Annotated in this window: 21 protein-coding genes and 1 tRNA gene; 12 read left to right on the top strand and 10 right to left on the bottom strand. The window is 69.7% G+C overall.

The genetic code is table 11. The features are described from left to right. Positions 1-14 precede the first annotated feature (14 nt). Positions 15-1,220, bottom strand: coding sequence for an 8-amino-7-oxononanoate synthase (gene bioF / locus HEP75_RS02270; protein WP_185815006.1), 1,206 nt, complete (start codon positions 1,218-1,220; stop codon positions 15-17). 120 nt (positions 1,221-1,340) lie between these two features. Continuing rightward, entirely contained in the window at positions 1,341-2,396 is a 1,056-nt protein-coding gene (gene bioB / locus HEP75_RS02275; protein ID WP_185821964.1) for a biotin synthase BioB, read from the bottom strand. Between the two features lie 49 nt (positions 2,397-2,445). Between bioB and HEP75_RS02280 the strand changes: the two genes are divergently transcribed. Both HEP75_RS02280 and HEP75_RS02285 read left to right on the top strand, forming a co-directional pair. After that, on the top strand, positions 2,446-3,171 hold the full coding sequence (locus tag HEP75_RS02280; protein ID WP_185815008.1) for a ComF family protein: 726 nt from the start codon (positions 2,446-2,448) through the stop codon (positions 3,169-3,171). Between the two features lie 369 nt (positions 3,172-3,540). Next, positions 3,541-4,050, top strand: coding sequence for a preprotein translocase subunit SecD (locus HEP75_RS02285; protein ID WP_255423970.1), 510 nt, complete (start codon positions 3,541-3,543; stop codon positions 4,048-4,050). Between the two features lie 461 nt (positions 4,051-4,511). Here HEP75_RS02285 and ubiA read toward each other — a convergent pair whose 3' ends face one another. Beyond that, the gene (gene ubiA, locus HEP75_RS02290; protein WP_185825290.1) at positions 4,512-5,414 is read right to left on the bottom strand and encodes a 4-hydroxybenzoate octaprenyltransferase; all 903 of its coding nucleotides are present in this window, start codon (positions 5,412-5,414) and stop codon (positions 4,512-4,514) included. 269 nt (positions 5,415-5,683) lie between these two features. Between ubiA and HEP75_RS02295 the strand changes: the two genes are divergently transcribed. Both HEP75_RS02295 and HEP75_RS02300 read left to right on the top strand, forming a co-directional pair. Continuing rightward, positions 5,684-5,760: transfer RNA gene (locus HEP75_RS02295), tRNA-Arg, on the top strand. Positions 5,761-6,292: 532 nt separating this feature from the next. Continuing rightward, positions 6,293-7,123 (top strand): alpha/beta hydrolase, encoded by an 831-nt coding sequence (locus HEP75_RS02300; RefSeq protein ID WP_185825291.1) that lies wholly within the window; start codon positions 6,293-6,295, stop codon positions 7,121-7,123. 335 nt (positions 7,124-7,458) lie between these two features. Here the strand turns inward: HEP75_RS02300 and HEP75_RS02305 are convergent, their stop codons facing one another. Both HEP75_RS02305 and HEP75_RS02310 read right to left on the bottom strand, forming a co-directional pair. Continuing rightward, a complete protein-coding gene (locus HEP75_RS02305) occupies positions 7,459-9,018 on the bottom strand; it encodes a YifB family Mg chelatase-like AAA ATPase (RefSeq protein ID WP_185825292.1) in 1,560 nt (519 codons plus the stop codon). A gap of 13 nt (positions 9,019-9,031) precedes the next feature. Then, positions 9,032-9,301, bottom strand: coding sequence for an accessory factor UbiK family protein (locus HEP75_RS02310; RefSeq protein ID WP_185825293.1), 270 nt, complete (start codon positions 9,299-9,301; stop codon positions 9,032-9,034). A gap of 176 nt (positions 9,302-9,477) precedes the next feature. On the opposite strand from HEP75_RS02310, the gene HEP75_RS02315 reads away from it, so the two are divergent. Both HEP75_RS02315 and HEP75_RS02320 read left to right on the top strand, forming a co-directional pair. Beyond that, positions 9,478-9,816 carry a P-II family nitrogen regulator gene (locus HEP75_RS02315; RefSeq protein WP_003480503.1) on the top strand — a complete coding sequence of 113 codons (339 nt, stop codon included), beginning with the start codon at positions 9,478-9,480 and terminating at the stop codon, positions 9,814-9,816. Between the two features lie 828 nt (positions 9,817-10,644). Next, positions 10,645-12,624 (top strand): beta-N-acetylglucosaminidase domain-containing protein, encoded by a 1,980-nt coding sequence (locus tag HEP75_RS02320; RefSeq protein WP_185825294.1) that lies wholly within the window; start codon positions 10,645-10,647, stop codon positions 12,622-12,624. A 194-nt stretch (positions 12,625-12,818) separates the two neighbouring features. On the opposite strand, the gene HEP75_RS02325 is transcribed toward HEP75_RS02320, so the two are convergent. Further along, complete coding sequence (locus tag HEP75_RS02325; protein ID WP_185825295.1) at positions 12,819-13,550, bottom strand: hypothetical protein; 732 nt, start codon at positions 13,548-13,550, stop codon at positions 12,819-12,821. 169 nt (positions 13,551-13,719) lie between these two features. Then, positions 13,720-14,571: a polyamine aminopropyltransferase gene (gene speE / locus HEP75_RS02330; protein WP_185825296.1), complete on the bottom strand. Its 852-nt coding sequence runs from the start codon at positions 14,569-14,571 to the stop codon at positions 13,720-13,722. A gap of 304 nt (positions 14,572-14,875) precedes the next feature. On the opposite strand from speE, the gene speA reads away from it, so the two are divergent. Then, positions 14,876-16,765: an arginine decarboxylase gene (speA, locus tag HEP75_RS02335; RefSeq protein ID WP_185825297.1), complete on the top strand. Its 1,890-nt coding sequence runs from the start codon at positions 14,876-14,878 to the stop codon at positions 16,763-16,765. Positions 16,766-17,000: 235 nt separating this feature from the next. Continuing rightward, positions 17,001-18,119 (top strand): acyltransferase, encoded by a 1,119-nt coding sequence (locus HEP75_RS02340; protein WP_185825298.1) that lies wholly within the window; start codon positions 17,001-17,003, stop codon positions 18,117-18,119. Between the two features lie 64 nt (positions 18,120-18,183). On the opposite strand, the gene HEP75_RS02345 is transcribed toward HEP75_RS02340, so the two are convergent. Next, positions 18,184-19,092, bottom strand: a complete 909-nt coding sequence (locus HEP75_RS02345) for a LysR substrate-binding domain-containing protein (protein WP_185825299.1) — start codon at positions 19,090-19,092, stop codon at positions 18,184-18,186. A gap of 105 nt (positions 19,093-19,197) precedes the next feature. Between HEP75_RS02345 and HEP75_RS02350 the strand changes: the two genes are divergently transcribed. From HEP75_RS02350 to HEP75_RS02365, 4 genes are all read left to right on the top strand, one after another. Beyond that, positions 19,198-19,521 carry a carboxymuconolactone decarboxylase family protein gene (locus HEP75_RS02350; protein ID WP_185825300.1) on the top strand — a complete coding sequence of 108 codons (324 nt, stop codon included), beginning with the start codon at positions 19,198-19,200 and terminating at the stop codon, positions 19,519-19,521. A gap of 19 nt (positions 19,522-19,540) precedes the next feature. Continuing rightward, positions 19,541-19,939: a tautomerase family protein gene (locus tag HEP75_RS02355; protein ID WP_185825301.1), complete on the top strand. Its 399-nt coding sequence runs from the start codon at positions 19,541-19,543 to the stop codon at positions 19,937-19,939. Then, positions 19,936-20,523: a DUF4865 family protein gene (locus HEP75_RS02360; protein WP_185825302.1), complete on the top strand. Its 588-nt coding sequence runs from the start codon at positions 19,936-19,938 to the stop codon at positions 20,521-20,523. Before HEP75_RS02355 ends, HEP75_RS02360 begins: the two co-directional genes overlap by 4 nt. 74 nt (positions 20,524-20,597) lie before the next feature. Next, the gene (locus HEP75_RS02365) at positions 20,598-21,353 is read left to right on the top strand and encodes an SDR family NAD(P)-dependent oxidoreductase (RefSeq protein ID WP_185821978.1); all 756 of its coding nucleotides are present in this window, start codon (positions 20,598-20,600) and stop codon (positions 21,351-21,353) included. 215 nt (positions 21,354-21,568) lie between these two features. Here HEP75_RS02365 and HEP75_RS02370 read toward each other — a convergent pair whose 3' ends face one another. Both HEP75_RS02370 and argS read right to left on the bottom strand, forming a co-directional pair. Further along, a complete protein-coding gene (locus tag HEP75_RS02370) occupies positions 21,569-22,396 on the bottom strand; it encodes an SPOR domain-containing protein (protein ID WP_185825303.1) in 828 nt (275 codons plus the stop codon). Positions 22,397-22,411: 15 nt separating this feature from the next. After that, positions 22,412-24,100 (bottom strand): arginine--tRNA ligase, encoded by a 1,689-nt coding sequence (gene argS, locus HEP75_RS02375; RefSeq protein WP_185825304.1) that lies wholly within the window; start codon positions 24,098-24,100, stop codon positions 22,412-22,414. Positions 24,101-24,147: the final 47 nt, after the last annotated feature.

Consider the following 24,147-nt stretch of genomic DNA (forward strand, 5'->3'; position numbering starts at 1 on the left):
TCACATCGGCGCGCTCATGCCGGCAGGCCGACCGGATGCGCGGCCAGGCGGTCGCGCGCCAGCGCCAGCGCGTCCAGCAGCGCCTGCACCTGCGCCGGCGTGTGCAATGCCGACAGCGTGACCCGCAGCCGCGACTTGCCTTCGGGCACGGTCGGCGGGCGGATTGCGGAGACCAGGAAGCCGGCCTGCTCGAGCGCCGCCGACAGCGCCAGCGCGCTGGCCTCGTCGCCGCACAGCAGCGGCTGGATCGGCGTGTCCGAGGCCATCAGTTCCAGGCCATGGCGGCGCGCGCCGCCGCGGAACGCGGCGATGGTCTCGGCCAGGCGCTCGCGCCGCCACTGGTCGCGCCGCGCCAGTTTCACCGCGGCCAGCGAGGCGGCGGCCTGCGCCGGCGGCAGCGCGGTGGTGTACAGGTAGGGGCGCGCGGTTTCGGCCAGATGCCGGATCAGCGCCTCGTCGCCGACCACCAGCGCGCCGTAGCCGCCCAGCGCCTTGCCCAGGGTCACCAGTTGCAGCGGCACATCGTCCACGCCAAGCCCGGCCTCGGCCACGCAGCCGCGGCCATGCGGGCCGACCACGCCGACGCCGTGCGCGTCGTCCACGTACATCAGCGCCTGCTGCATGCGCGCCACCAGGGTCAGCGAGCGCAGCGGGGCGATGTCGCCATCCATGCTGAACACGCCATCGGTGGCCAGCATCGCCGCGCCGTCGGCGGCGTGCTTGAGCTGGCGCATCGCGCCTTCGGTATCCAGGTGCGGATAGCGGCGCAGGCGGCAACCGGCCAGGCGGGTGGCGTCGAGCAGGCTGGCGTGGTTGAGCCGGTCCTGCACGCACACGTCTTCTTCTTCGCTCAGCAGCGCCTGCTGCACCGCCAGGTTGGCGAGGAAGCCGCTGCCGAACAGCAGTGCGCGCGGATAGCCGAGCCAGTCGGCGACCTCGCGTTCCAGGCTTTCGTGCAGCGCGTGATGGCCGCAGACCAGGTGCGAGGCGGTGGCGCCGACGCCCTCGCGCGCGGCCGCGTCCTGCAGTGCGGCGAGCACTTCGAACTGCTGCGCCAGGCCCAGGTAGTCGTTGCTGCAGAAGCCGGTCAGCCAGCGCCCGTCCAGCTCCAGGCGCACGCCGTCGCGGCGGCCCACGCTGCGGCGCACGCGGATGCGGCCCTGCGCCTCGCGCAGCTTGCGCAAGGACTGGATGCGGTCGTGCAGGTCGGGACGGGCCATGGGCGGCGGGGCATGGGGCGGCTGGCTAGCGTAGCGCGTCCCCGGCCGCGCCGGGCGCCGCCGGCGATGGACGGCCGGATCGGCGGATGGACGTGCGCGCGCCGGCGCGGCGCGCTGGGGTCAGACCAGTGCCGCGGCGATCGCCGGCCTGTCCGCTGCCGGTGCCGGCGCGGTGATGTCCGCATGCACGGTGCCGGGATGGTCGTGCGCATCGGCGTCCACCTGCACCTGCATCGGCTTCAGCCCCAGGCGCGCGAACAGCGCCTGGTCGCGTGCGGTGTCCGGGTTGCCGGTGGTCAGCAGTTTTTCGCCGTAGAAGATCGAGTTGGCGCCGGCGCAGAAGCACAGCGCCTGCAGTTCGTCGCTCATGCTCTCGCGGCCGGCCGACAGCCGCACCATCGCCTGCGGCATCGCGATGCGGGCCACGGCGATGGTGCGCACGAACTCGAACGGGTCCAGCTCGACCGTGCCGTGCAGCGGGGTGCCGGCGACCTGCACCAGGCGGTTGATCGGCACCGAGTCCGGATGCACCGGCAGGTTGGCCAGCGCCTGCAGCAGGCCGGCGCGCTGCTCGCGCGATTCGCCCATGCCGACGATGCCGCCGCAGCAGGTCTTCATGCCGGCATCGCGCACGTGGGCCAGCGTGTCCAGGCGATCCTGGTACTGGCGGGTGTGGATGATCGTGTCGTAGAAGTCCGGCGCGGTGTCCAGATTGTGGTTGTAGTAGTCCAGCCCGGCCGACTTCAGCGCCTGCGCCTGGCGCCCGTCGAGCATGCCCAGGGTGGCGCAGGTCTCCAGGCCCAGCGCCTTCACCTCGCGGATCATCGCCGCGACCTTGGGGATGTCGCGGTCCTTCGGCGAGCGCCACGCCGCGCCCATGCAGAACCGCGACGCGCCGGCGGCCTTGGCCTGGCGCGCTTTCTCCAGCACCGCCTCGGTGCTCATCAGCTTCTGCGCGTCCACCCCGGTGTCGTAGCGCTGCGCCTGCGGGCAGTACGCGCAGTCTTCCGGGCAACCGCCGGTCTTCACCGACAGCAGCGTGGAGACCTGCACCTGCGCCGGATCGAAGTGTTCGCGATGCACCGCGGCGGCGCGGTGCAGCAGCTCCGGGAACGGCAGATCGAACAGGGCGAGCAATTCCTGGCGTTGCCAGTCGTGTCGGACGACAGCGGACATGGTGGTTTCCTGACGGTAAGCGGCTGGGAAAGCGGGCAGTCTGGTGAGCATGGATATCCCTGTCAACTTCAGCGGGGTGGGTCGGGTTGACGGCTACTGGCGGCGGCTGCAGCGTTGGGTACTGCCGGAGCGCTGCCTGGTCTGTACCGAGCCCGGCGCCGCCGGCCTGGACCTGTGCCCGGCCTGCCGCGACGCGCTGCCCTGGAATGCCAGCGCCTGCCAGGGGTGCGCGCTGCCGCTGCCCGCGCTGGACGCGGACCAGTTGTGCGGCAGCTGCCAACGCAAACCGCCGCCGCTGGCCCTGGTCGCCAGCGCCTGCGTCTACGCTGCGCCGGTGGATGGATTGCTGCGCCGCTTCAAGTTCCATCAGGACCTGGCCGCCGGGCGCCTGCTGGCGGCATTGCTGCAGGCGCGCTGCGCCGGTTTGCCGCGGCCGCAGGCACTGCTGCCGGTGCCGCTGCATTGCGCACGGCTGCGCCAGCGCGGCTACGACCAGGCGCTGGAACTGGCGCGGCCGCTGGCGCGCGCGCTGCGCCTGCCGCTGTGCGCCGGCCTGCAGCGCGTGCGCGCCACGGCGCCGCAGTCCGAACTCGATGCGCAGGCGCGGCGTCGCAACCTGCGCCATGCGTTCGTGGTGCAGGCGCCGCTGCCGCCGCACGTGGCGCTGATCGACGACGTGATGACCACCGGCGCGACCCTGCATGCCGCGGCACAGGCGCTGCGCCGCGCCGGCGTGGCGCGGGTCGATGCGTGGGTGGTGGCGCGGGTGCCGTGAGGCCGTGAGTGCGCTGGTGGCTTGCATGCCGCGGCGGCGATTGGCCCTGCGATGGCAAGGGTGGCGGGTCATGTGGACCTGCGTGTCTGGCGCTGGCCGTGGTCGCGTGATCCGTCATGCATGCGGGGAGCGATCGCTGTTTGGTTGCCTGGACCACGCAACGGCAGCGAGGGCGTTTTCTGATTGGGGGGCGAGCTTTACGCTTCGTCGTGCCACGCAGGCGCCACGACCCGACGCAATCGGCCGCTGTCGGACGGGTTCCGCAGCACGGTGCATGGCACGTTCTTCTGCGTGACATGGGTGGGCACCTGTCTGCGACAGGCCACAACAGCCGGTTCTTCTATGATGTCGCCAAACGAACTGCGGGAGATGGCGATGCGCTTGAGAACTCTGGGACTGTCGTTGGCGTTGTGCGTGTTCGGGGTCAGCGGGTGCAGCTACGCCCCGTCGCCCGATGGCGCCGACACCAGCGCGAGCGCGAGTGCGGTGAAGGCGAAGATCGAATGGCGCCTGGCCAGCTATGCGCCGAGCGCCGGCTATACCGAGGCCGTGTACCAGGGACGGCCGGTGTATCTGGCGCCGCAGCAGTTATTGGCCGTCGATGGCGCCGCGACGGTGGCGCGCGTGGACGGCGACGATGGCAAGCCGGCACTCGATCTGAGTTTCTCGGGGAACGACGATCGCCTGACCCGGGCGACGGAGCAGAACATCGGCAAGCCGATCGCGCTGCTGGCCGATGGTCAGGTGCTCACCGTGGCGACGGTCATGGCGCCGCTCCCCGGCGACCGACTGCGTATCAGCGGTCTGCAGGATGCGCAGGAACAACAGCGGGTGTTCGCGCTGCTGACGCATGCGTCGACGGCGCACGCGAAGCCTTAGTGCTGGCTGATGCGATCCGGATGGGGCACCGTGTTCGTGATGGCGGTCCTGCGCCGCAGCGCGCGCCTGTTCGAGCCGCGGGCTGCTGTCTTGTGCCGGCAGCGTAGCGCGATGCCGCTGCTTCGAAGCGGAGTGCGCTGACGCTCTCTTCGATTGCACCGTCGGGCCAGGTCGGGGACGGAGACATGCCGATTCAGCATGTGGGATGCGGATTTTGCCGGTCATGCTTGTCGTGATCGAAGTCGCTCCCGCCACCGGCGATGGAAAAGGCGTCGCGGCTGAAGCCGCTCCTACAGGAGTCGATCGACGGTTTTTGTGGGAGGGACTTCAGTCCCGACGTTTTACCGGCAACGATCGGACGAAGTGTGCCCCGGCGGCATTGCCGTCGGCGGCCAAGCGAGCCGACTGTACCGACGATATCCTTGTGCGCAGCCGCCACTGCGCGGCTTCTCCGCTTCGGTCTACCCCGCGCGCAGCGCCAACGCCGCGACGATGCCGGCGAAGATCGCCAGGCCGACCCAGTTGTTGTGCATGAAGGCACGGAAGCAGGGCGCGCGTTCGCGGGTTCGCGCGATGCGGAATTCGTAGGCGACCAGCAACGCGGCCACGCCCAAACCCGCCCAGTACCAGATCCCCAGCGCGCCGCGGGTGCCGACGAAGCCCAGCGCGACGAACATCAGCGCATACAGGATGCCCTGCGCAACCAGGTCCAGGTCGCCGAACAGGATCGCGGTGGACTTGGAGCCGGCGCGCAGATCGTCCTCGCGGTCCACCATCGCGTACCAGGTGTCGTAGGCGGTGGCCCACAGGATGTTGGCCGCGTACAGCAGCCAGCCCAGCGCCGGCACCTCACCGCGGATCGCCGCGAACGCCATCGGGATGCCCCAGCCGAAGGCCATGCCGAGGTAGACCTGCGGCAGGTAGGTGTAGCGCTTCAGGTAGGGGTAGCTGGCGGCCAGGAACAGCCCGACCACGCTCAGGCCGATGGTCAGCGCGTTCATCGTCAGCACCAGCGCGAAGGCGGCGAGCATCAGCAGCGCGAACACCGCCAGCGCCTCGCGGCCGCTGACCGCGCCGGTGGCCAGCGGCCGGCCGCGGGTGCGCTCGACCTGCGGGTCCAGCCAGCGGTCGGCGTAGTCGTTGATCACGCAGCCAGCCGAGCGGGTCAGCCAGACCCCGGCGGTGAACACGAACAGCGTCCACAGCGGCGGTAGCCCGTCGGCGGCCAGCCACAGCGCCCACCAAGTCGGCCACAGCAGCAGCAGCGCGCCGATCGGACGGTCGCCGCGCAGCAGTTTCCAGTACTGGCCCAGGCGCGCGCGCGGCGGCAACGCGTCGGACGTTTCGTAGCGTTCGTAACCCATCGTGCAAGGGTAGCAGCCGGGCTCGCTCGGCGGCAGCACGGCACGGGCGGTGGCCGCTGCGACGGCGACGGTCTGTGCATCCGTATCCAGTTACAGACCCAGGCGTAGGAGCCGGTTGTACGCAGGCGATGCGCCGTCACCGGGCTCCGGCCGCTTGCGGAAACCGCGCCGCTCCGGCGCCGGGTACGGCTACCGCCGGGTCGGCCCTGGCGGCAATCGGACATGGGGGAGACGCGGCGCGCGGTTTGCCGTTAGAATGCGCGTCCGTTGCGCCCGTAGCTCAGCCGGATAGAGTAGTGGCTTCCGAAGCCATTGGTCGGGGGTTCGAATCCCTCCGGGCGCACCACATCATTCCCAGCCTGCATGGCCTCTTCGACCGCGAATCCTGCCGGTGGTGGACACCGCCTTCGGCGCTGCGGCGATCGACGGCCTGTGGCGCATGACACCGTTGCCCGTAATCATGCTGCTCGGGATGCCGAGCTGGCGCCCTCTGCGTTGAAAGGCTGGCGCGTACCGCGTGTCTCCCCGAGCGCGCCGCATCATCGTCGATCGTGCTTGGAATTCCTTCCGCAGCTGGCCTGCGTCGCCTTTGGCGTTGCGGCGGCGACCGGCGGTCTGGGGCGCGTGGCGCCGCCGTCGCTCCCTGGGATGCCGCGCTGGATTTCGCTGGGCTGCATCGCCAGCGCGTACGGCGCGCATGGCAAGGCGACCTCCGCCATGCCCGCGCCGCCGCCAGGACGCTTGCGGCCGTCGTATCTGCGCTCTCGGTGGTCCAGTGCCTGGCAACTCCTTTCGCATCCTCTCCGTTGTCGTGTCAGCGCGGGCGCCATGAGTAGCGCGGTGCGGGCTCCTTTGCAGCGCCTTGCCAGAGGCCACCGGTGATCGGTCCGCGCACCCCGCTCGGCAAGCCCGCGGTCCACTTGCTGGGCGACGACGATGCGCTGGCCTACCTGCGGCTCGGCGCCGGCGCCCCGGTGGTGCTGGTGCACGGCGCGCTGTGCGACTACCGCTATTGGGCGCCGCAACTGCGCGGCCTGTCCGAGCGTTTCGAGGTCGCTGCGCTGAGCCTGGGCCAGTATTTCCCGCAGCTGCCATCGTCGCTGCGGCATCGCTTCGGCTGGCGTTGGCATGCGCAGCAGGTGGCCGGGTTCCTCGCTAGCTACGGACAACCGGTGCATCTGGTCGGCCACTCGCGCGGCGCCGCGGTGGCCTGGCAGGTCGCGCTGCAGCAGCCTGGCGCGATCGCCAGCCTGAGCCTGTTCGATCCGGGCGGGCCGCAGCCGCAGGGCCTGCCCGAAGACGTGGTGGCGATCCGCGCACGGGCGATCGAATTGCTGCGCGATGGACAGGTCGAGGCCGGCCTGGAGTGCTTCGTCGATTCGGTCAGCCAGCCCGGCGCCTGGGCGCGCAGCAGCGCGACGTTCCGGCAGATGGTGCGCAATAACGCGCAGACCCTGGTGCCGCAGATCGGCGATGCGCTGCCGTCTTACGACAATGAGCAGGCCGTGGCGCTGGCGGTGCCGGTACTGCTGGTCAGCGGCGAACTGAGCCCGGCGCAGTACCGCGACAACGCTTCCGCGCTGGCCGAGTGGTTGCCCGATGCGCGCCACCACGTCCTCGCCGGCGCCTCGCACGGGATGACCTTCACCCATGCGCGGCGCTGCAATGCCTTGCTGGCCGAGTTCGTGACGTCGGTAGCAGTGGGTTGAAGCCACGCGTGCATTTGGGGTGGTGGGATTGCCATCCGTCGCGCAGGGATGATCCGGTAGGGGCGCTGGCCGGCGTGGCCGCGATGTGCGGCCGGCAACCGGTGTCCGTGGCGGATGGCGGCGATGGCGCGATCACATTGCGCCAAGCGTGCCGTCGTCGCCGTATCCGAGTGCGCTAGGCGAGGCCGCCGCGCGGTTCCGTGCGATGCGTGCATGCACACCAGTAGTCCCACTTCTGCTTGCCGTATTCGCCGACCACGGCCAGGCCCGCGTCGCCGCCGGGGAGGGCGAACAGCTTGGCGTTAGGCTGCTGCCGCGCCGGCGTGGTCAGCGCGCTATCTTGCCGCGTGCCGGGCTGCGCCTGCGCGCGCGAAGACGTCTGCTTGCGACGCTGCGGACTCGCCGCGATCCAGTTGCCGATAGCCGATCGCCTCGGTCAGGTGCGCGGTGGCGATCGCATCGCTTTCGGCCAAGTCGGCAATGGTGCGCGCCACGCGCAGGATGCGGTGCAAGGAGCGCGCCGACAGGCGCAGGCGGTCGATGGCGTGTTCCAGCAGCGCTTCGTCGCGCGGTTGCAGGCGGCAGTCGCGCAAGGTCTCGCTGTGGCCGAGCTGGCCGTTGGGGCAGCTGGCGCGCGCCAGCTGGCGTTGCCGCGCCTGCTCCACCCGGGCGCGCACGGCGGCGCTGCTTTCGCCGGGGGCGGCATCGGCGCGCAGCGCCTGTGGCGGCAGGCGCGGTACGTCCACGTGCAGGTCGATGCGGTCCAGCAACGGACCGGAGATGCGCGCGCGGTAGCGGCGGATGCTGTCGTCGCTGCAGCGGCAACGGCCGCTGGTATCGCCGGCCCAGCCGCAAGGGCAGGGGTTCATCGCTGCGACCAGCTGGAACCGGGCCGGGAACTCGGCGCTGCGCGCGGCCCGCGAGACGGTGACCGTGCCCGATTCCAGCGGCTCGCGCAGCACTTCCAGCGCATGCCGGTTCCATTCGGGCAATTCGTCGAGGAACAAAACGCCGCGATGCGCCAGCGAGATCTCGCCAGGGCGTGGATGGGTGCCGCCGCCGACCAGCGACACCGCGCTGGCGGTGTGGTGCGGGGATCGGTAGGGGCGTTGCCGCCAGCGCGATGGATCCAGGCCGCGGCCGCTGACCGAGGCGATCGCCGCCGCTTCCAGCGCCTCGGCCTCGCTGGTCTCGGGCAGGATGCCGGGCAAACGCGAGGCCAGCAAGGTCTTGCCGCAGCCCGGGCTGCCGATCAACAACAGATGGTGATGACCGGCCGCCGCGATCTCCAGCGCCCGCCGCGCCTGGGCTTGCCCGCGCACGTCGCTCAGGTCGGGAAACGGCGTGGCTGCGGCCGGCAGGGCTTCGGCGGCGGGCAAGGTCTTGGTACCGTTCAACAGCGCGCAGACTTCGAGCAGGGTACGCGCGGTGAACGCCTGCACGTGCTGCGCCAGCGCTGCTTCGGGACCGTTGCCGGCCGGCACGATCAGCGTGCGCCCGGCCTGGGCGGCGGCCAGCGCCGCCGGCAGCACGCCGTCCACGGCACGCAGCTCGCCGGTCAAGGCCAATTCGCCGAGGAATTCGTAGTTGCCCAGCGCCTGTGGGTCGAGTTGCCCGGCGGCGGCGAGGATGCCCAGCGCGATCGGCAGGTCGAAGCGGCCGCCTTCCTTGGGCAGGTCGGCCGGGGCCAGGTTGACGGTGATGCGCCGCGCCGGAAATTCGTATTGCGCGCATAGGATGGCGGCACGCACGCGATCGCGCGATTCGCGTACCGCGGCCTCGGGCAGGCCGACGATCTGCGTCGCCGGCAGGCCGCCGGACAGATGGACCTCGACCCGAACCGGAGGCGCAAGCACCCCCGCGCGGGCACGGCTGTGCACCAGCGCCAGGCTCATGGCGGCGGGTGGATCAGGCTTGCGTGGAAGGCGCGTCGCCGCTGCGCGCGGCTTCCAGCGCGGCGACGCTGCGTTCCAGCGCTTCCAGCTTCTCGCGGGTGCGCAGCAGCACCGCGCGCTGCACGTCGAATTCCTCGCGGGTGACCAGGTCGAGCTTGCCCAGGCTGGCCTGCAGCGCGCTCTTGAAGGTGCTCTGCAGTTCGTCGCGGGATTCGCGCAGGCCTGGCGGTACCAAGTCGCTGAGGCGGCGGGCGAGGTCGTCGAGGTGATTGAGGTCGATCATGGCGATGCTCCGGCAGGGAGCGCCAGACTGCGGCACCCTGCGGTTCGGGGCCATCGGTATCGGGCGCGGCGCGCTGTCGGAAAATTCCGGCGATGGGGCGCGCGATCATTTGAACCCGGCGGCCGGGCATCGCGCAACCGCGCTATCCTGACGCCATTGTGATTGGAGAAAGCCGCATGAAGATGATCATGGCCGTCATCAAGCCGTTCAAGCTCGACGACGTGCGCGAAGCGCTCGCCGCGCAGGGCGTGGCCGGCATCACCGTCACCGAGGTCAAGGGCTTCGGCCGGCAGAAGGGCCACACCGAGCTGTACCGCGGCGCCGAGTACGTGGTCGATTTCCTGCCCAAGGTGAAGCTGGAAGTGGCGGTCACCGAGGACCAGGTCGAACGCGTGCTCGAGGCGATCGTCAAGGCGGCCGGCACCGGCAAGATCGGCGACGGCAAGGTGTTCGTGTACGACCTGGGCACGGTGGTGCGGATCCGCACCGGCGAACTGGATGCGGACGCGCTGTAAGGTCTCGGCGCGCGCGCTGGGCGCCCGGCGACAGGGCTGCATCGCGAGAATTCCAATGGTGATGTGAGTGGCAGTGCGATCGCATCGCGGATCGAGGTGCGTGTAGTCGGTGTTTCGACGTCGCACTGCATCGCCCGGCACGTCGCCGCTCTACATAGACAAAGCTCTCGGTAGAACTCGGCCCATGCTGTTCTCTGCGCCGCGATAGAACTGCTTTCACTCCGCAACATTCGTCCGCCGTAGGGCCACTGCGCCTGCGCGCAACGCAGATGGCTGCATTGGCTTCGCTGACCGCATACTCCTCCACGTTATCGCGCTCCGCGCCGTTGAACGAACGGAGTCCGGTACTGCGCCGGCTTCGGTGAGTGTCGGGGCTGAAGCCCCTCCTACAGGTGCACCAGACGAGCATCGAGGCTCCCTGTGGGACTTCAGTCGCGACGCGCGAAGCGGTGATTTTTCGGCTGCGGATGCAGTCGGGACTGAAGTCCCTCCCACAGTGCACCCAGCCGCTTGCCGCAAGGTTCCTGTAGGAGCGGCTTCAGCCGCGACAAACGAGCCGGAACTGCGCCCGCTTCGGCGAATATCCGGGCTGAAGCCCTTCTCGGTCTATAGCCGGGCAGTGATTGGTCAGGGCGATTTGCTCACCTACGCTCATACCATTTAAATACCGAATTGGGCGTGCTGGCCTGCTCCGCCTTTTGGTCTTACGCGAGCCAAGCCGAATTCGGCAATGCAGCAGAAAATTCCAGCCACGGCCGCGCAGCTTGTCGCGGCCCAGCGACTTGCCTACTCTGTGCCGTAATACCATTCCAATACCGGAGATCCGGAATGACGCGACGCGCTACACGGGCGGGCCTGAGTCTGCTCTCGATGACGGTGGCGCTGGGCCTCGCGCTGGCAGCCCCGGCCACGGCGCAACCGGTCACGCGGCCGGCGCTGTTTCCGAGTCCGGTGTCGATCCGGCTCGAGGCCGGCACCGTCGCGCTCGGCCGGAAGGTCGTGCTGGTCGCCGCGCCGGGCGCTGACCAGGCTTCGGTCGCGTTAGTCCGCCGCATTCTGGTGTCGGCGGGCGTCGAGCACATCGCCACCGCATCGCGCCTGCCGGCCACGTTCGAACAAACGTACATCGTCGTCGGCACCGGCGAGGCGGCGGTCGTCCGCGAGGCGCTGACGCGCAGCAAGGCCGTGCAGGAGACGCGCAAGGAGGGCTACACCCTCGCCAGCGTCGCTACCGGCAAGGGCAGCCTGATCACGCTTGCGGGCCACGACGCCGACGGCCTGTTCCATGCCGCGCAGACCTTGCGTCAGCTTGCCGAACGCCCGGCCATCCCGACGCTGGTCATCCAGGATTATCCGGCGATGGCCATCCGCGGCACGATCGAGGGATTCTACGGGGCGCCATGGTCGATGGCCGATCGCGCCAAGCACATCGATTTCCTCGCCCGCACCAAGGCCAACACCTACATCTACAGCCCGAAGGACGACCCCTATGCGCGCGACCGCTGGCGCGAGGCCTATCCGGCGGCCACGCTGAAGGCGCTGGGCCGCTTGGCGGCGACGGCCAGGCGCAACCATGTCGATTTCGTCTACGCGATCTCGCCGGGGCCGTCGGTCTGCTTCTCCGATCCTGCCGATGCCAAGGCGCTGCTCCGCAAGTTCGACGCGTTTCGCGCGCTGGGCGTGCGCAGCTTCTACGTCGCGCTCGACGATATCGAATACACCAAGTGGAATTGCGAGCGCGACAAGACCGCCTTCGGCCCGTCGGGCGCGGAAGCGGCGGGCATCGCGCAGTCGCACCTGCTCAACCTGGTGCAGGCGGACCTGGTCGCCCGGCACGCTGCGGCGTCGGAACTGATCATGGTGCCGACCGAGTATTACGACGCCAAGGAAAGCCCGTACAAGGCCGCGTTGCGCCAGCATCTGGATCCGAAGATCGTCGTGCAATGGACCGGCACCGACGTCGTGCCGCCGGCCATTTCCATCCCCGATGCGCGCGCGGCGACCAAGGCGTTCGGGCGCAGGACGCTGCTGTGGGACAACTACCCGGTCAACGACTACGAAACCTCGGCAGGCCGCTTGTTGCTGGCGCCGTACACGCGGCGCGAAGCCGGCCTGTCCGCCGAGTTGGCCGGCATCGTCGCGAACCCGATGAACCAGGAAGCGCCGAGCCGGGTCGCGGTGATGGGGCTGACCGCGTTCGCATGGAACGACAAGGACTACGACGCCGAGCGCACCTGGCATGCGGCGGCGCGCGAGCTGGCGGCGGGCGATGCGCGGGTGACCGCGGCGCTGCTCACCTTCTTCGATACCCAGCACCTGGCGCCGACCTTCGGCAGCCAGCCGTGGCAGGAGCAGGCGCCGCGGCTGAAGGCCGTGCTCGACCGGGTTCGCGAAGCGCTTGCCGGTGGCGACGCCGACGCGCGCGGCCAGGCGCTCGCCGAACTTGCGCGCAGCGCGGACGAGATCGCGGCCGCGCCCGCCGTCATCCGCGCAGGGGTGGCCGACCCCGGCTTCGCCGAACAGTCGCGCCCCTGGCTGGATGCGATGCAGGGTTGGGGGCGTGCGCTGCAGGCGACGGCAGCCGGGCTGCAGGCCGCCGACCGAGGCGACGCCGCGGCGTCGGGCTTGTTCGCCGATGCGAACCGGATCGCCGCCGAGGCCGCGGCGGTCCAGTCGATCCCCGGCGCGACGCGCTTCGGCGGGCCGGTCAAGATTGCCGATGGCGTGCTCGATCGCTTCGTGGCCGACGCCCCGACGCTGATCGCGCTGGAAGTACCCGCGGACTCCGCTTCGACGGCCGCGCGCTGACGGTTCGGCGCGCGCCTGCATGGCGCGCGCAGCCCTGCGTGGGCGATGCGGCCGTTTTCAGCGTTGCGTAAACGTCTTGTTGAACAGGCCTTCGGCTGCAGGATCGGCGCCCAGCAAGCGCCGACGCAAGTAGGCCGACCATGCCAGTCAGGCCACGCGTTGTCGTCGGCATGCGCGACCTCGACCAGACGTTTTCAAGCCGCGGTATAGCCGCGTCCAAGGGTCAGCCAGAAGGCGAGCACGGCTGGCGCGCCGATGAACATGACGGTCCGGCTGGATGGCGGAGGCAAGACACGGGACGGGCGCCGGGAGAACGCAACGAAGAGCAGGCCCAGCGGTGCGAGCAGGCTTTCTTGCGCCGCTTCCTTGAGAGCGGGCAACACCGCGCCTGGATAGAACAACACGCTGATGCAAGCCACGCCGCCGGCCACGCAATATGCGGCGAGCAGTGGCATGCCGTTCGGCAGGCAGGGGGCGACGCTGCGCACGACGAGGCGGTAGAGCCACAGGCCGGCCAGTCCCATGCCCAGGCGCCATGCCCATGCTGGCCGCAGGACGAGATCGCGCACGACGAAGGCGAGGTCGCCGGTGTCGGTGACCGCGGAGAAGATCAGGTAGCCCGCGCCCCACAGGCCGTTGAACGCGGCGACCAGCCCGAACGCGGTGCGCGCGGTGGCGTGCCGGCTGCGGTGTGCGGCGAGGGCGAATAGCGCGGCGACGCAGAGATTGCTCAGCGGCCCGGCGGCATCGACCAGCGGATGGCCCGGCTGGCAGTGGAAGTACACGGAGCTGAGCACGCTGACGGTGCCGCCCGTGCCCAGGCAGGTCAGGCCGTGGCCGATCGCCTCGTGCGCGATGCACGCGGCGACGAAGGCCATCGCCGCCAACGCGCACAGGGTCCAGAGGCGGGAGAGCTCGGCAGGCATGCGCGACGCTGCAAGGGAGCGGGCCGACAGTATGCCGGCGTCGCGGCTTGCCGGCCGTCCGCACGGCAATGCCGCGGCCGGCGGCGTGCGCCGCCGTTGCCGAGCGGCCACAACGCCCCCGGTCCGCGCGACGTGGCCGGCGCCAACTTCGTCGGCGCCGGCCCGGTGATTAGCCGCCCAGCGCCTCGGCCACGAACGGCGGCAGCACCTGGGTGCCGGTGTGCAGGTGCGCGCTGTAGTAGCGGGTGGCGAACGGCTTGGCCGCCGCATCGGCTTCGCGGAAGTCGAAGCCGCCGGACTTGCGCGCCAAGGTCACGCTCCACCAGCCGGTCGGGTAGCACGGCTGCGGGAACGGCACGGTGTGGAAGCTGGCGAAGCCGGCCTTGCCCATCTCCGCGCGCATTTCCTTGATCAGGTCCAGCAGCGCCAGCGGCGATTCGGACTGCTGCACCAGAATGCCGTCGTCCTTCAGCGCCTTGAAGCAGCTGGCGTAGAACGCCTTGTTGAACAGGCCTTCGGCCGGGCCGACCGGGTCGGTGGAATCGACGATGACGATGTCCACGCTGCCGGCCGGGCAGTTGGCCATGTAGGCGATGCCGTCGTCGAACAGCAACTCGGCGCGCGGGTCGGCGTTGGACTCGCACAGTTCCGGGAAGTACTTCTCGGCCATGCGCGTGACCTGCTCGTCGATGTCGCACTGGGTGGCGCTCTCCACGCCCTGGTGCTTGAGCACTTCGCGCAGGGTGCCGCAGTCGCCGCCGCCGATGATCACCACGCGCTTGGGCGCGGCGTGGGTGAACAGCGCCGGGTGGCTGATCATCTCGTGGTAGAAGAAGTTGTCGCGCGTGGTCAGCATCACCGCGCCGTCGATCACCATCAGCTTGCCCCAATCGGTGGTGTCGTAGATCTCGATCTTCTGGAACGGCGACTGCACCTCGTCCAGCTTGCCGGTGATGCGATAGCCGATGGCCGAGCCGGTGGGCTGGAAGTGTTCGATGTACCAGTTGTCGTTTGCGCTCATGCAGGGGATTCCTAGGAAAGCAAGAAAGAAGATGGACTCATCCTTCTCCCACCGGGAGAAGGCGGCGCGAAGCGCCGGATGAGGGTGGGGCGTAGCCACGTGCAGTCAGACCACACGCTGCCAGACCCAAATCCTTCGCCGGATGCGGGTCCGGCGCAGCCTCGCGTCCCCGAACCACGCCACGCAGCGCCCGAACCCACCCCGCTCCACCGGGAGAGGAGCGTCAGGTCGGCGCGGATTGTAACGGAGCCCACGCGTAGCAGGCGTTACAATCCACGCCCCTTTTCCCCGCCGAGCCGCCACGATGAGCGATTGGTCCCTCGACCAAGCCCGCAAGACCTATTCGATCCCACATTGGGCCGATGGGTATTTCGACGTGGACGCGGCCGGGCGGGTGGTGGTGCGCCCGCAAGGCGCCGGCGGCGTGGCGATCGCGCTGCCCGAGGTGGTGGACGCGGCGCGCGCGGCCGGCGCCAAGCTGCCGATGCTGGTGCGCTTCCCGGACATCCTGGGCGAGCGCCTGGGCAAGCTGCAGTCGGCCTTCGCCCAGGCCCAGGCCGACTGGGACTACGCCGGCGGCTACACCGCGGTGTACCCGATCAAGGTCAACCAGCATCGCGGCGTGGCCGGCACCCTGGCCAGCCACCACGGCGAGGGCTTCGGCCTGGAAGCGGGCAGCAAGCCGGAACTGATGGCGGTGCTGGCGCTGTCGCGGCCGGGCGGGCTGATCGTCTGCAACGGCTACAAGGACCGCGAATACATCCGCCTGGCGCTGATCGGGCGCAAGCTCGGCTTGCAGACCTTCATCGTCATCGAGAAGCCGTCGGAGCTGAAGCTGGTGCTGGAGGAAGCGCGTGCGCTGGACGTCAAGCCGGGCCTGGGCGTGCGCATGCGCCTGGCCTCGCTGGGCGCGGGGAAGTGGCAGAACAGCGGCGGCGACAAGGCCAAGTTCGGGCTGTCGCCGCGGCAGGTGCTGGACCTGTGGAAGGCGCTGCGCGACACCGAGTACGCCGACTCGCTGAACCTGCTGCACTTCCACATGGGCTCGCAGATCTCCAACGTGCGCGACATCGCCAACGGCATGCGCGAGGCCACCCGCTATTTCGTCGAGCTGTCCAAGCTGGGCGCCAAGATCAGCCACGTCGACGTCGGCGGCGGCCTGGGCATCGATTACGAAGGCACCCGTTCGCGCAGCTACTGCTCGATCAACTACGGCCTGCATTCCTACGCCAGCAACATCGTGCAGCCGCTGGCCAATGCCTGCGAAGAACACGGCCTGCCGCCGCCGCGCATCGTCACCGAGTGCGGCCGCGCGATGACCGCGCACCACGCGGTGCTGATCGCCAACGTTTCGGAAGTGGAGCAGGCACCGGAAGGGCGCGTGCCCGACGCGCACGCCGACGAGCCGGCGGCGATCCGCCACCTGCGCGAGATCCACGACGAACTGGACGTGCGCCCGGCGGTGGAGCTGTTCCAGGAAGCGCAGCATTTCCATGCCGAAGGCCTGTCCAGCTACGCGCTGGGCCAGATCGACCTGCCGCAGCGCGCGCGCATCGACGACCTGTTCTACGCCATCGCGCACGGCGTGCGCGCGCGCCTGAGCCATGAGGAAAAGAGCCACCGCCCGGTGCTGGACGAGCTCAACGAGCGGCTGGTGGACAAGTATTTCGTCAACTTCAGCGTGTTCGAGTCGATCCCCGACGTGTGGGCGATCGACCAGGTGTTCCCGATCGTGCCGATCGAACGCCTGAACGAAGCGCCGGCGCGGCGCGGGGTGATCTGCGACATGACCTGCGACTCCGACGGCATGGTCAAGACCTACGTCGAGAACGAGAGCCTGGACAGCTCGCTGCCCCTGCACGAACTGCGCCCGGGCGAGAGCTACCGGCTCGGCTTCTTCCTGGTCGGCGCCTACCAGGAGATCCTCGGCGACATCCACAACCTGTTCGGCGACACCGATGCGATCGAGGTCAGCGCCGATGGCGACGGCTACCGCATCGCCCAGCAGCGCCGCGGCGACACCACCGACGTGATGCTGGATTACGTGGGCTATGCACTGGCCGACCTGCGCGCGGCCTACGCCGAGCGCGTGGCTGCCGCGCAGCTGCCGGCCGAGCAGGCGCAGGCCTTGTCGGCGGCGCTGGAAGCGGGACTGACCGGTTACACCTACCTGTCGGACGAACCGCTGGGCTGAGTGCTAGCATGCGCTCCCTCGCCAGTGGGCGAGGAGCGCGCGCCCCGGTTGGTGTCGCGCGGCGTTGTCGAACGCATGCAGGAAGGGATCGAACGCGACCTGTGCTCCAGCGCATCCCGTGCAGACGCCACGCGCCTTTTTTCATCGCGGCACCTCTCGCGTTCGCCACGGCAGATGGACGCGCGCTGGCACCGGCCCATAAGCTGAGCGCCCCTGCCACCACTCTCCCGACGCGATGCGCTACCCCGGACTGGATTTGCTGCGCGCGCTGGCGATCGTGTGGGTGATGCTGTTCCACTCGTTCGTGGTCGGCGGCCTCGGGCCGGACTGGGCCTGGCTGTCGCGCTATGGCTGGATGGGCGTGGACCTGTTCTTCGTGCTCAGCGGCTTGCTGATCGGCGGCCAGGTGCTGGCGCCGTTGGCGCGCGGCGAACCGCTGCGTTATGGCGATTTCTACCTGCGCCGCGCGTTCCGCATCCTGCCGGCCTTCATCGTGGTGCTGGCGCTGTACCTGGCCTGGCCCGGTTTCCGCGAAGCGCCAGGCATCGCGCCGTGGTGGATGTTCGCCAGCTTCACCTTGAACCTGGGCATCGACTACGCCAGCCAGCAGGCGTTCTCGCATGCCTGGTCGCTGTGCGTGGAGGAGCATTTCTATCTGGTGTTCCCGCTGCTGGCGGCGCTGTCGCTGCGGCGGCCGTCGGCGCCGCGTTTCGTTGCGGTGTGCGCTGCGGTGGTACTGGCCGGCATCGCGTTGCGCACGGCGACCTGGCTGCACGACAGCGCGCTCGAGCGCATCGGCGACGGGCTGCAACGCAACTGGTTCATCGAGGACATCTACTACCCGACCTGGAACCGGCTCGACGGCTTGCTGGCCGGCGTGGTGCTGGCCGCGATCAAGGTGTTCCGGCCGCAGCGCTGGCAGTGGCTGCAGGCGCGCGCCAACGCACTGCTGCTGGCCGGGTTGGCGGTGTGCGCGCTGGCGATGTGGCTGTTCCGCGAACGGACTGGCCTGCTCGGCAACGCGATCGGCTGGCCGGTGTTGTCGCTGGGACTGGCGCTGCTGGCGATCGCCGGCGCCTCCACGCGCAGTTGGATCGGCCGGCGCGCGTTGCCTGGGGCGGGGTGGTTGGCGGCGGTCTCCTACAGCCTGTATCTGTCGCACAAGGCCGTGTTCCATCTCACCCAGAGCTGGTTCGGCGCCGCGCTCGACGGACGCGGTCCGCTCGCGTTCGCGATCTATGCGGCGATGGCGTTGCTGGTCGCCGCGCTGCTGCACTACGCGGTGGAACGGCCGTTCCTGCGCCTGCGCGAACGCCTGCGGCGCCCGCCCGCCGAAGTGCCGATGGCCGCCTAGGCCGGCATTGCCGGAGCGCATTGGCGCGGCGAGCCGGTCGTGCGCGGTGCTGCACGTGGCCGCCTCACTCCGGATCGGCGTATGCCAAGCGTGCCTCGTGCAGGCGCTGCTGCAGGATCTCCGCCAGGCGCGCCACTGCCGGCGCCGGTTCCGCGTCGGCACGATGCAGGTTCAAGCCCAGCGCCGGCAGCGTCGGCAGGCCGCCGACCCCTGGCGGCAGCAGCGCCAGCGCGTCGGGCAGGCCGGCCGGCGTGCGCAGGGTCAGGCCCAGGCCGGCGCGGACCGCGGCCCAGACGCCGCCCAGGCTGGCGCTGGTGAAGGCGATGCGCCATGGGATGCCGGCACGGTCCAGCGCTGTGGTCGCCGCAGTGCGCAGCAGGCAGGGCGCTTCCAGCATCACCAGTGGCAATGGCGTATCGCTGCTCCAGCCGCTCGGGTCCGGAAGCGGCCCCTGGGCTGCGGCGATCCAGCGCATCGGCCAGGCCGCCTGCGGTGCGCGATGCGCCGTCGCGGTCCCGGCGTCCCAGACCAGCGCCAGGTCCAACTGGCCCGCTTCGACCCGCGCCAGCAGTTCCTGATGGCGCGCGATGCGCGCTTCGATGCGCACCTTGGGATGGGCGCGGGCGAAGCGGCCCAGCACGTCGGGCAGCATGTGCTCGCCGAAATCCTCCTGCAGTCCAAGCCGTACCCAGCCCTGCAGGGTGGGCCCGTGCAGCGCACCGGCGGCCTCGTCGTTGAGGTCCAGCAGGCGCCTTGCGTAAGCCAGCAACACCTCGCCCGCGTCGGTCAGCGCCAGTCCGCGGCCACTGCGGCGCAGCAGCGCGTGGCCGGCCTGCGCTTCCAGCTTCTTCAGCTGCGCGCTGATCGCCGACGTGGAACGCCCGTGCCGGTCCGCCGCCTTGGCGAAGCTGCCCAGTTCGACGCCGGCGACGAAGCTGCGCAGCGCATCCAGATCGAAGGTGACACGACGCATGCTATCGATCCTGTTTTATCGAAGATTTGATACTGAATTTCCCGATTTTCAGGAACATATTCGGTGGCTAGGCTGTGCGCAGTCAATCTCCAGCGCGAGCCGCCAATGTCCGACCTGTCCCAGCCTGCTGCATCCTTGTTCGGCGATATCGCTCCGAAATTCGCGCAACTGACCGAAGAAGTGCTGTTTGCCGACCTGTGGCAGCGCCCGGCGCTGTCGCCGCGCGAGCGCAGCCTGGTCACGGTGGCGGCGCTGGTCGCGCTGTACCGGCCGCAGCAACTGCCGTTCCACCTGAGCCGCGCGCTGGACAACGGCCTGGGCCGCGACGAACTGGCCGAAGCGATCACCCATCTGGCGTTCTACGCCGGCTGGCCATGTGCCGCCTCGGCGCTGCCGCTGCTGCGCGACGCCACCGCGTCGGCCGCCTGATTTCCCAAGGAGACATCCCATGCCCTACGCCCGTATCTCGCTGCATCGCGGCGCCACCCCCGACTATCTGCGCGCCTTGTCCGCCAGCGTCTACCAGGCCATGCATGAGGCCTTCGAGGTGCCGGCCGGCGATTGCTTCCAGGTCATCCACCAGCACGATCCGGGAGAACTGGTGTTCGACCGCCACTATCTCGGCGGACCGCGCTCGGACGCCTTCGTGCTGATCGCGATCACCGCCGGGCGGCCGCGCAGCGAGGCCTGCAAGCGCGCGTTCTACCGGCGCCTGGTGGAGCTGCTGGCGATCGCGCCGGGCATCGCGCCGGAAGACGTGATGGTGAACATCGTCACCACGCAGGCGCAGGACTGGTCCTTCGGCGGCGGCCGCGCCGGGATCGTGGCAGCGGAGACCGACGCATGATCGCCATGCAGTACAGCATCGTGCTGCCGGCCGACTACGACATGGCCATCATCCAGCGCCGCATCGCCGACAAGGGGCCGTTGCTGGACGATCTGCCGGGACTGGTGTTCAAGGCCTATCTGAGCGCCGATCGCGGCGATCCCGCACTGTCCAGCCGGACCAATCTGTATGCGCCGTTCTATCTGTGGCGCGATGCCGACGCGATGCGCGATTTCCTCGCCGGTGCCGCCTTCCGCGCGCTGACCGCGTCGTTCGGACGGCCGGCGGTGCAACTGTGGACGGTGTGCGCGGCGCACCTGAGCGCGGACTTGCGCGGCGCCCGCTACGCCCGGCGCGAGATCGCCGCGATCCCCGAGGCCGACGCGCCCGAAACGCTGGGCGCACGCGAGGCCGAGCGGGCGAGGGACGATCTTGCCGCAGGCGTGCTGGCCACGGTGAGCGCCTACGAGCCGCACGGCTGGAACCTGCTGCGTCTGCGACTTTGGCGCGATCCGCCACCGCCACCGCCACCGCCACCGCCGTCGCCGGACGTCGGCCAGGCCTATGCCGTGGGCCACGTGTCCATGCCGGCAAGCGGCGCTTGAGGCAACAGCACCCCGGCGTTGCCTGTTTGCTTTTACCATTCCCGATTCCCCCACTCCCCATTCCCGGCCTCTCAATGACCCAGACCGCCCTGATCACCGGCGCCACCTCCGGTTTCGGCGCCGCCGCCGTGCGCCGCTTCGTCAACGCCGGCTGGCGCGTGATCGCCACCGGCCGCCGTGCCGAGCGGCTGCAGCCGCTGCTGGCCGAGTTCGGTGCCGAGCGCGTGCACGTGGCCGCGTTCGACATCCGCGACGAAGCCGCGCTCGATGCGATGCTGGCGGAGCTGCCGGACGCGTTCCGCGGCATCGACCTGTTGGTCAACAACGCCGGCCTGGCGCAGGGCACCGCACCGGCGCAGGCCGCGTCGCTGGACGACTGGCGCACGATGATCGACACCAACATCACCGCGCTGGTGACCCTGACCCATCGCCTGCTGCCCACGCTGATCCAGCGTCGTGGCGCGATCGTCAACATCAGTTCGGTGGCCGCGCTGTATCCGTATCCGGGCGGCAATGCCTACGGCGGCACCAAGGCCTTCGTCAGCCAGTTCTCGCTGGGCCTGCGCTCGGACCTGCACGGCACCGGCGTGCGCGTGACCGCGATCGAGCCGGGCATGGCCGAGACCGAGTTCACCCTGGTGCGTACCCACGGCGACCAGGGCGCGTCGGACAAGCTCTACCACGGCGCGCAGCCGATGACCGCCGAGGATATCGCCGAGCAGATCTTCTGGGTCGCCACGCTGCCGCCGCATCTGAACATCAATCGGCTGGAAATCATGCCGGTGACGCAGTCCTTCGCCGGCTTCCAGGTGGCTAGGAGCCGGGATTAGAGATTAGAGATTAGGGATTAGGGATTAGGGATTAGAAAAAGCGAAAGCGGCGCCGATGCGTTGCGCCTGCCGACGGCCGTCGCAGCCAGGCGGACCGTCAGTCGCGCTCGCGACCGGCGAGGCAATTCAACGCATGTGGTAGCCCACGGGTCGCAGGGGATGCGGGAGCCGTTAGCTTCTCCCGAATCCCCAATCCCGAATGCCCAATCCCAGCCTCACTGCGCCTTGATCGCGATCGCCGGCAGCCCGCTGCCGGTCAGCTTCTGCTTGGCCGCGGCCAGTTCGCTGGCGGTGCCGTATGGCCCCATGCGCACGCGGTACACGGTCTTGCCGCTGATCTGCGCCGATTCCACGCGCGCCGACAGGCCCAGCATCGCCAGCTTGGCCTTGGTCGATTCGGCATCGCCGGAGGCGCCGAACGAGCCTGCCTGCAGGATGTAGCGGGCGTTGTCCGCTGCTGCCGCAGCGGCCGTGGCAGCGGCAGGCGTGGCCGCCGCCGCGGTCGGCTTGGCCGCCGTGTTGGCGGGTGCGCTCGCTGTTGCCGTTTCCGGCAGCGGGGTCGGGTTGGACACTGCCGCCGTCGTTGCCGGAGCGGTAGTGGCCGTGGTCGCCGTGGCCGTCGCCGGCGTGGCGGCGGCCGGCTGCGGCGCGCGCGCCTGGCGCGCGGCCTCGGCGCGTGCGCTGGCGGCCAGTTCGGCATCGGACATCTGCACTTCCTTGCCGGGCAGCAAGGTGTAGAAGTCGTACTGGGTCTGCGGGTCCTTCTTGGCGTCGGGCTTGGTGCTGCCGGCCGCCGCTGCCGCCGGTTTGGGCAGTTCCGGCGCCGCGTCCACATCGGCATCGGCCACCGGCGCCGGTTGCGCATCCGGATTGGCGCGCGGGCCGCCCACGCGCAGGAAGCCGTCGCCGTCCTTCTTGAACAGGCCTGGCGCCGCCAGGAACACCACTGCCGCGATCGCCACGCCGGCGATCAGCCACACCCATCCGGGCGTGCCGTTGCCGCTGTTGCGCCGCGCCTGCGTCTTACCGCGTCGTGCTGCCATCTACCGCTTCTCCACTCACATTTTTTCCGGGGCGGAAACGCCCAGGAGGTTCAGGCCGTTCGCCAGCACTCGCTGCGCCGCCACGGCCAGGGTCAACTTGGCGTTGCGCTCGCTCGCATCGTCCACCAGCACCGGGGTGCCGTGGTACCAGGTGTGGAACGCGGTCGCCAGTTCGCGCAGGTACTGCGCGATCAGGTGCGGCTCCAGCACATGCCCCGCATTCTCCACCACTTCCGGGTAGCGCGAGAGTTCCAGCATCAGTTCCAGCGAGGTCGCATCGTTCAGCCGGTTCAGCTGGCCCAGGCCGTCGGCCTGGTCGTAGTCCAGCTTCTTCTCCTGCGCCTGGCGCAGCAGGCTGCACACCCGGGCATGCGCGTACTGCACGTAGAACACCGGATTGTCGTTGCTCTGCTGGCGCGCCAGGTCGATGTCGAAGGTCAGCTGCGAATCGGGCTTGCGCGCGATCAGGAACCAGCGCGTGGCATCGCGGCCGGCTTCCTCGATCAGGTCGCGCAGGGTCAGGTAGCTGCCGGCGCGCTTGGACAGCTTCACTTCCTCGCCGCCACGCATCACCGTGACCATCTGGTGCAGCACGTACTCGGGCCAGCCCTTGGGAATGCCCAGGTCCATCGCCTGCAGGCCAGCACGGACCCGCGCCAGCGAACCGTGGTGGTCGGCCCCCAGTTCGGTGATCGCGCGCACGTAGCCGCGCTGCCACTTGCTCAGGTGATAGGCCACGTCCGGCACGAAATAGGTGTAGCTGCCGTCGGACTTGCGCATCACGCGGTCCTTGTCGTCGCCGAAATCGGTCGATTTCAGCCACAGCGCGCCGCCTTCCTCGTAGGTGTGGCCGGAGGCGACCAGCTTCTGCACCGCTTCTTCGACCTTGCCGTCGCGGTACAGCGAGCTTTCCAGGAAGTAGATGTCGAAGTCCACGCCGAACGCGGCCAGGTCGTGGTTCTGCTCGTTGCGCAGGTAGGCCACGGCGAAGCGGCGGATCGCTTCCAGGTCGTTCGGATCCTTGGAACCGGTGACCAGGTTGCCCTCCAGGTCCACCGAGTCGCCGGCCAGGTAGGCATTGGCCACGTCCTGGATATAGTCGCCGCGGTAGCCTTCTTCCGGCCAGTCGGGGCTGTCGGGGGTCTTGCCCTGCGCGCGCGCCTGCACCGAGCGCGCCAGGTTCTCGATCTGGCCGCCGCCGTCGTTGTAGTAGAACTCGCGCTTGGCGTTCCAGCCGTTGGCCTCGAGCAGCCGCGCCAGGCAGTCGCCGATCGCCGCGGCGCGGCCGTGGCCTACGTGCAGCGGGCCGGTCGGATTGGCCGAGACGTATTCCACGCCCACGGTGCGGCCATTGCCGACCAGGCTGCGGCCGTAGTCCTCGCCCTGCTTGAGCACCGCCAGCACCTCGCGCTGGTAGGCGCTGGGGCTGAGGTGGAAGTTGATGAAGCCGGGGCCAGCGATCTCGACCCGGGTCACTTCGTCGCTGGCCGGCAGCGCGGCGACCAGCTGCTGCGCCAGCGCGCGCGGATTGCCGCGCGCGGCCTTGGCCAGCAGCATCGCGGCATTGGTGGCGAAGTCGCCGTGCTCGCGGGTCTTGGGCCGTTCGACCACGAAGTCCGGCGGCAGGGTGTCGGCCGGCAGGGTGCCGTTGGCGCGCAAGGCTTCGATGCCTTGACCGATCAGGGCGCGGAGTTGGGATTTCACGTGATCTCTGCTTGAAGCGCGGAACCGGCGATTTTACCCGACCCGCC

This window comes from Xanthomonas sp. SI (assembly GCF_014236855.1).
Lineage (GTDB): Bacteria > Pseudomonadota > Gammaproteobacteria > Xanthomonadales > Xanthomonadaceae > Xanthomonas_A.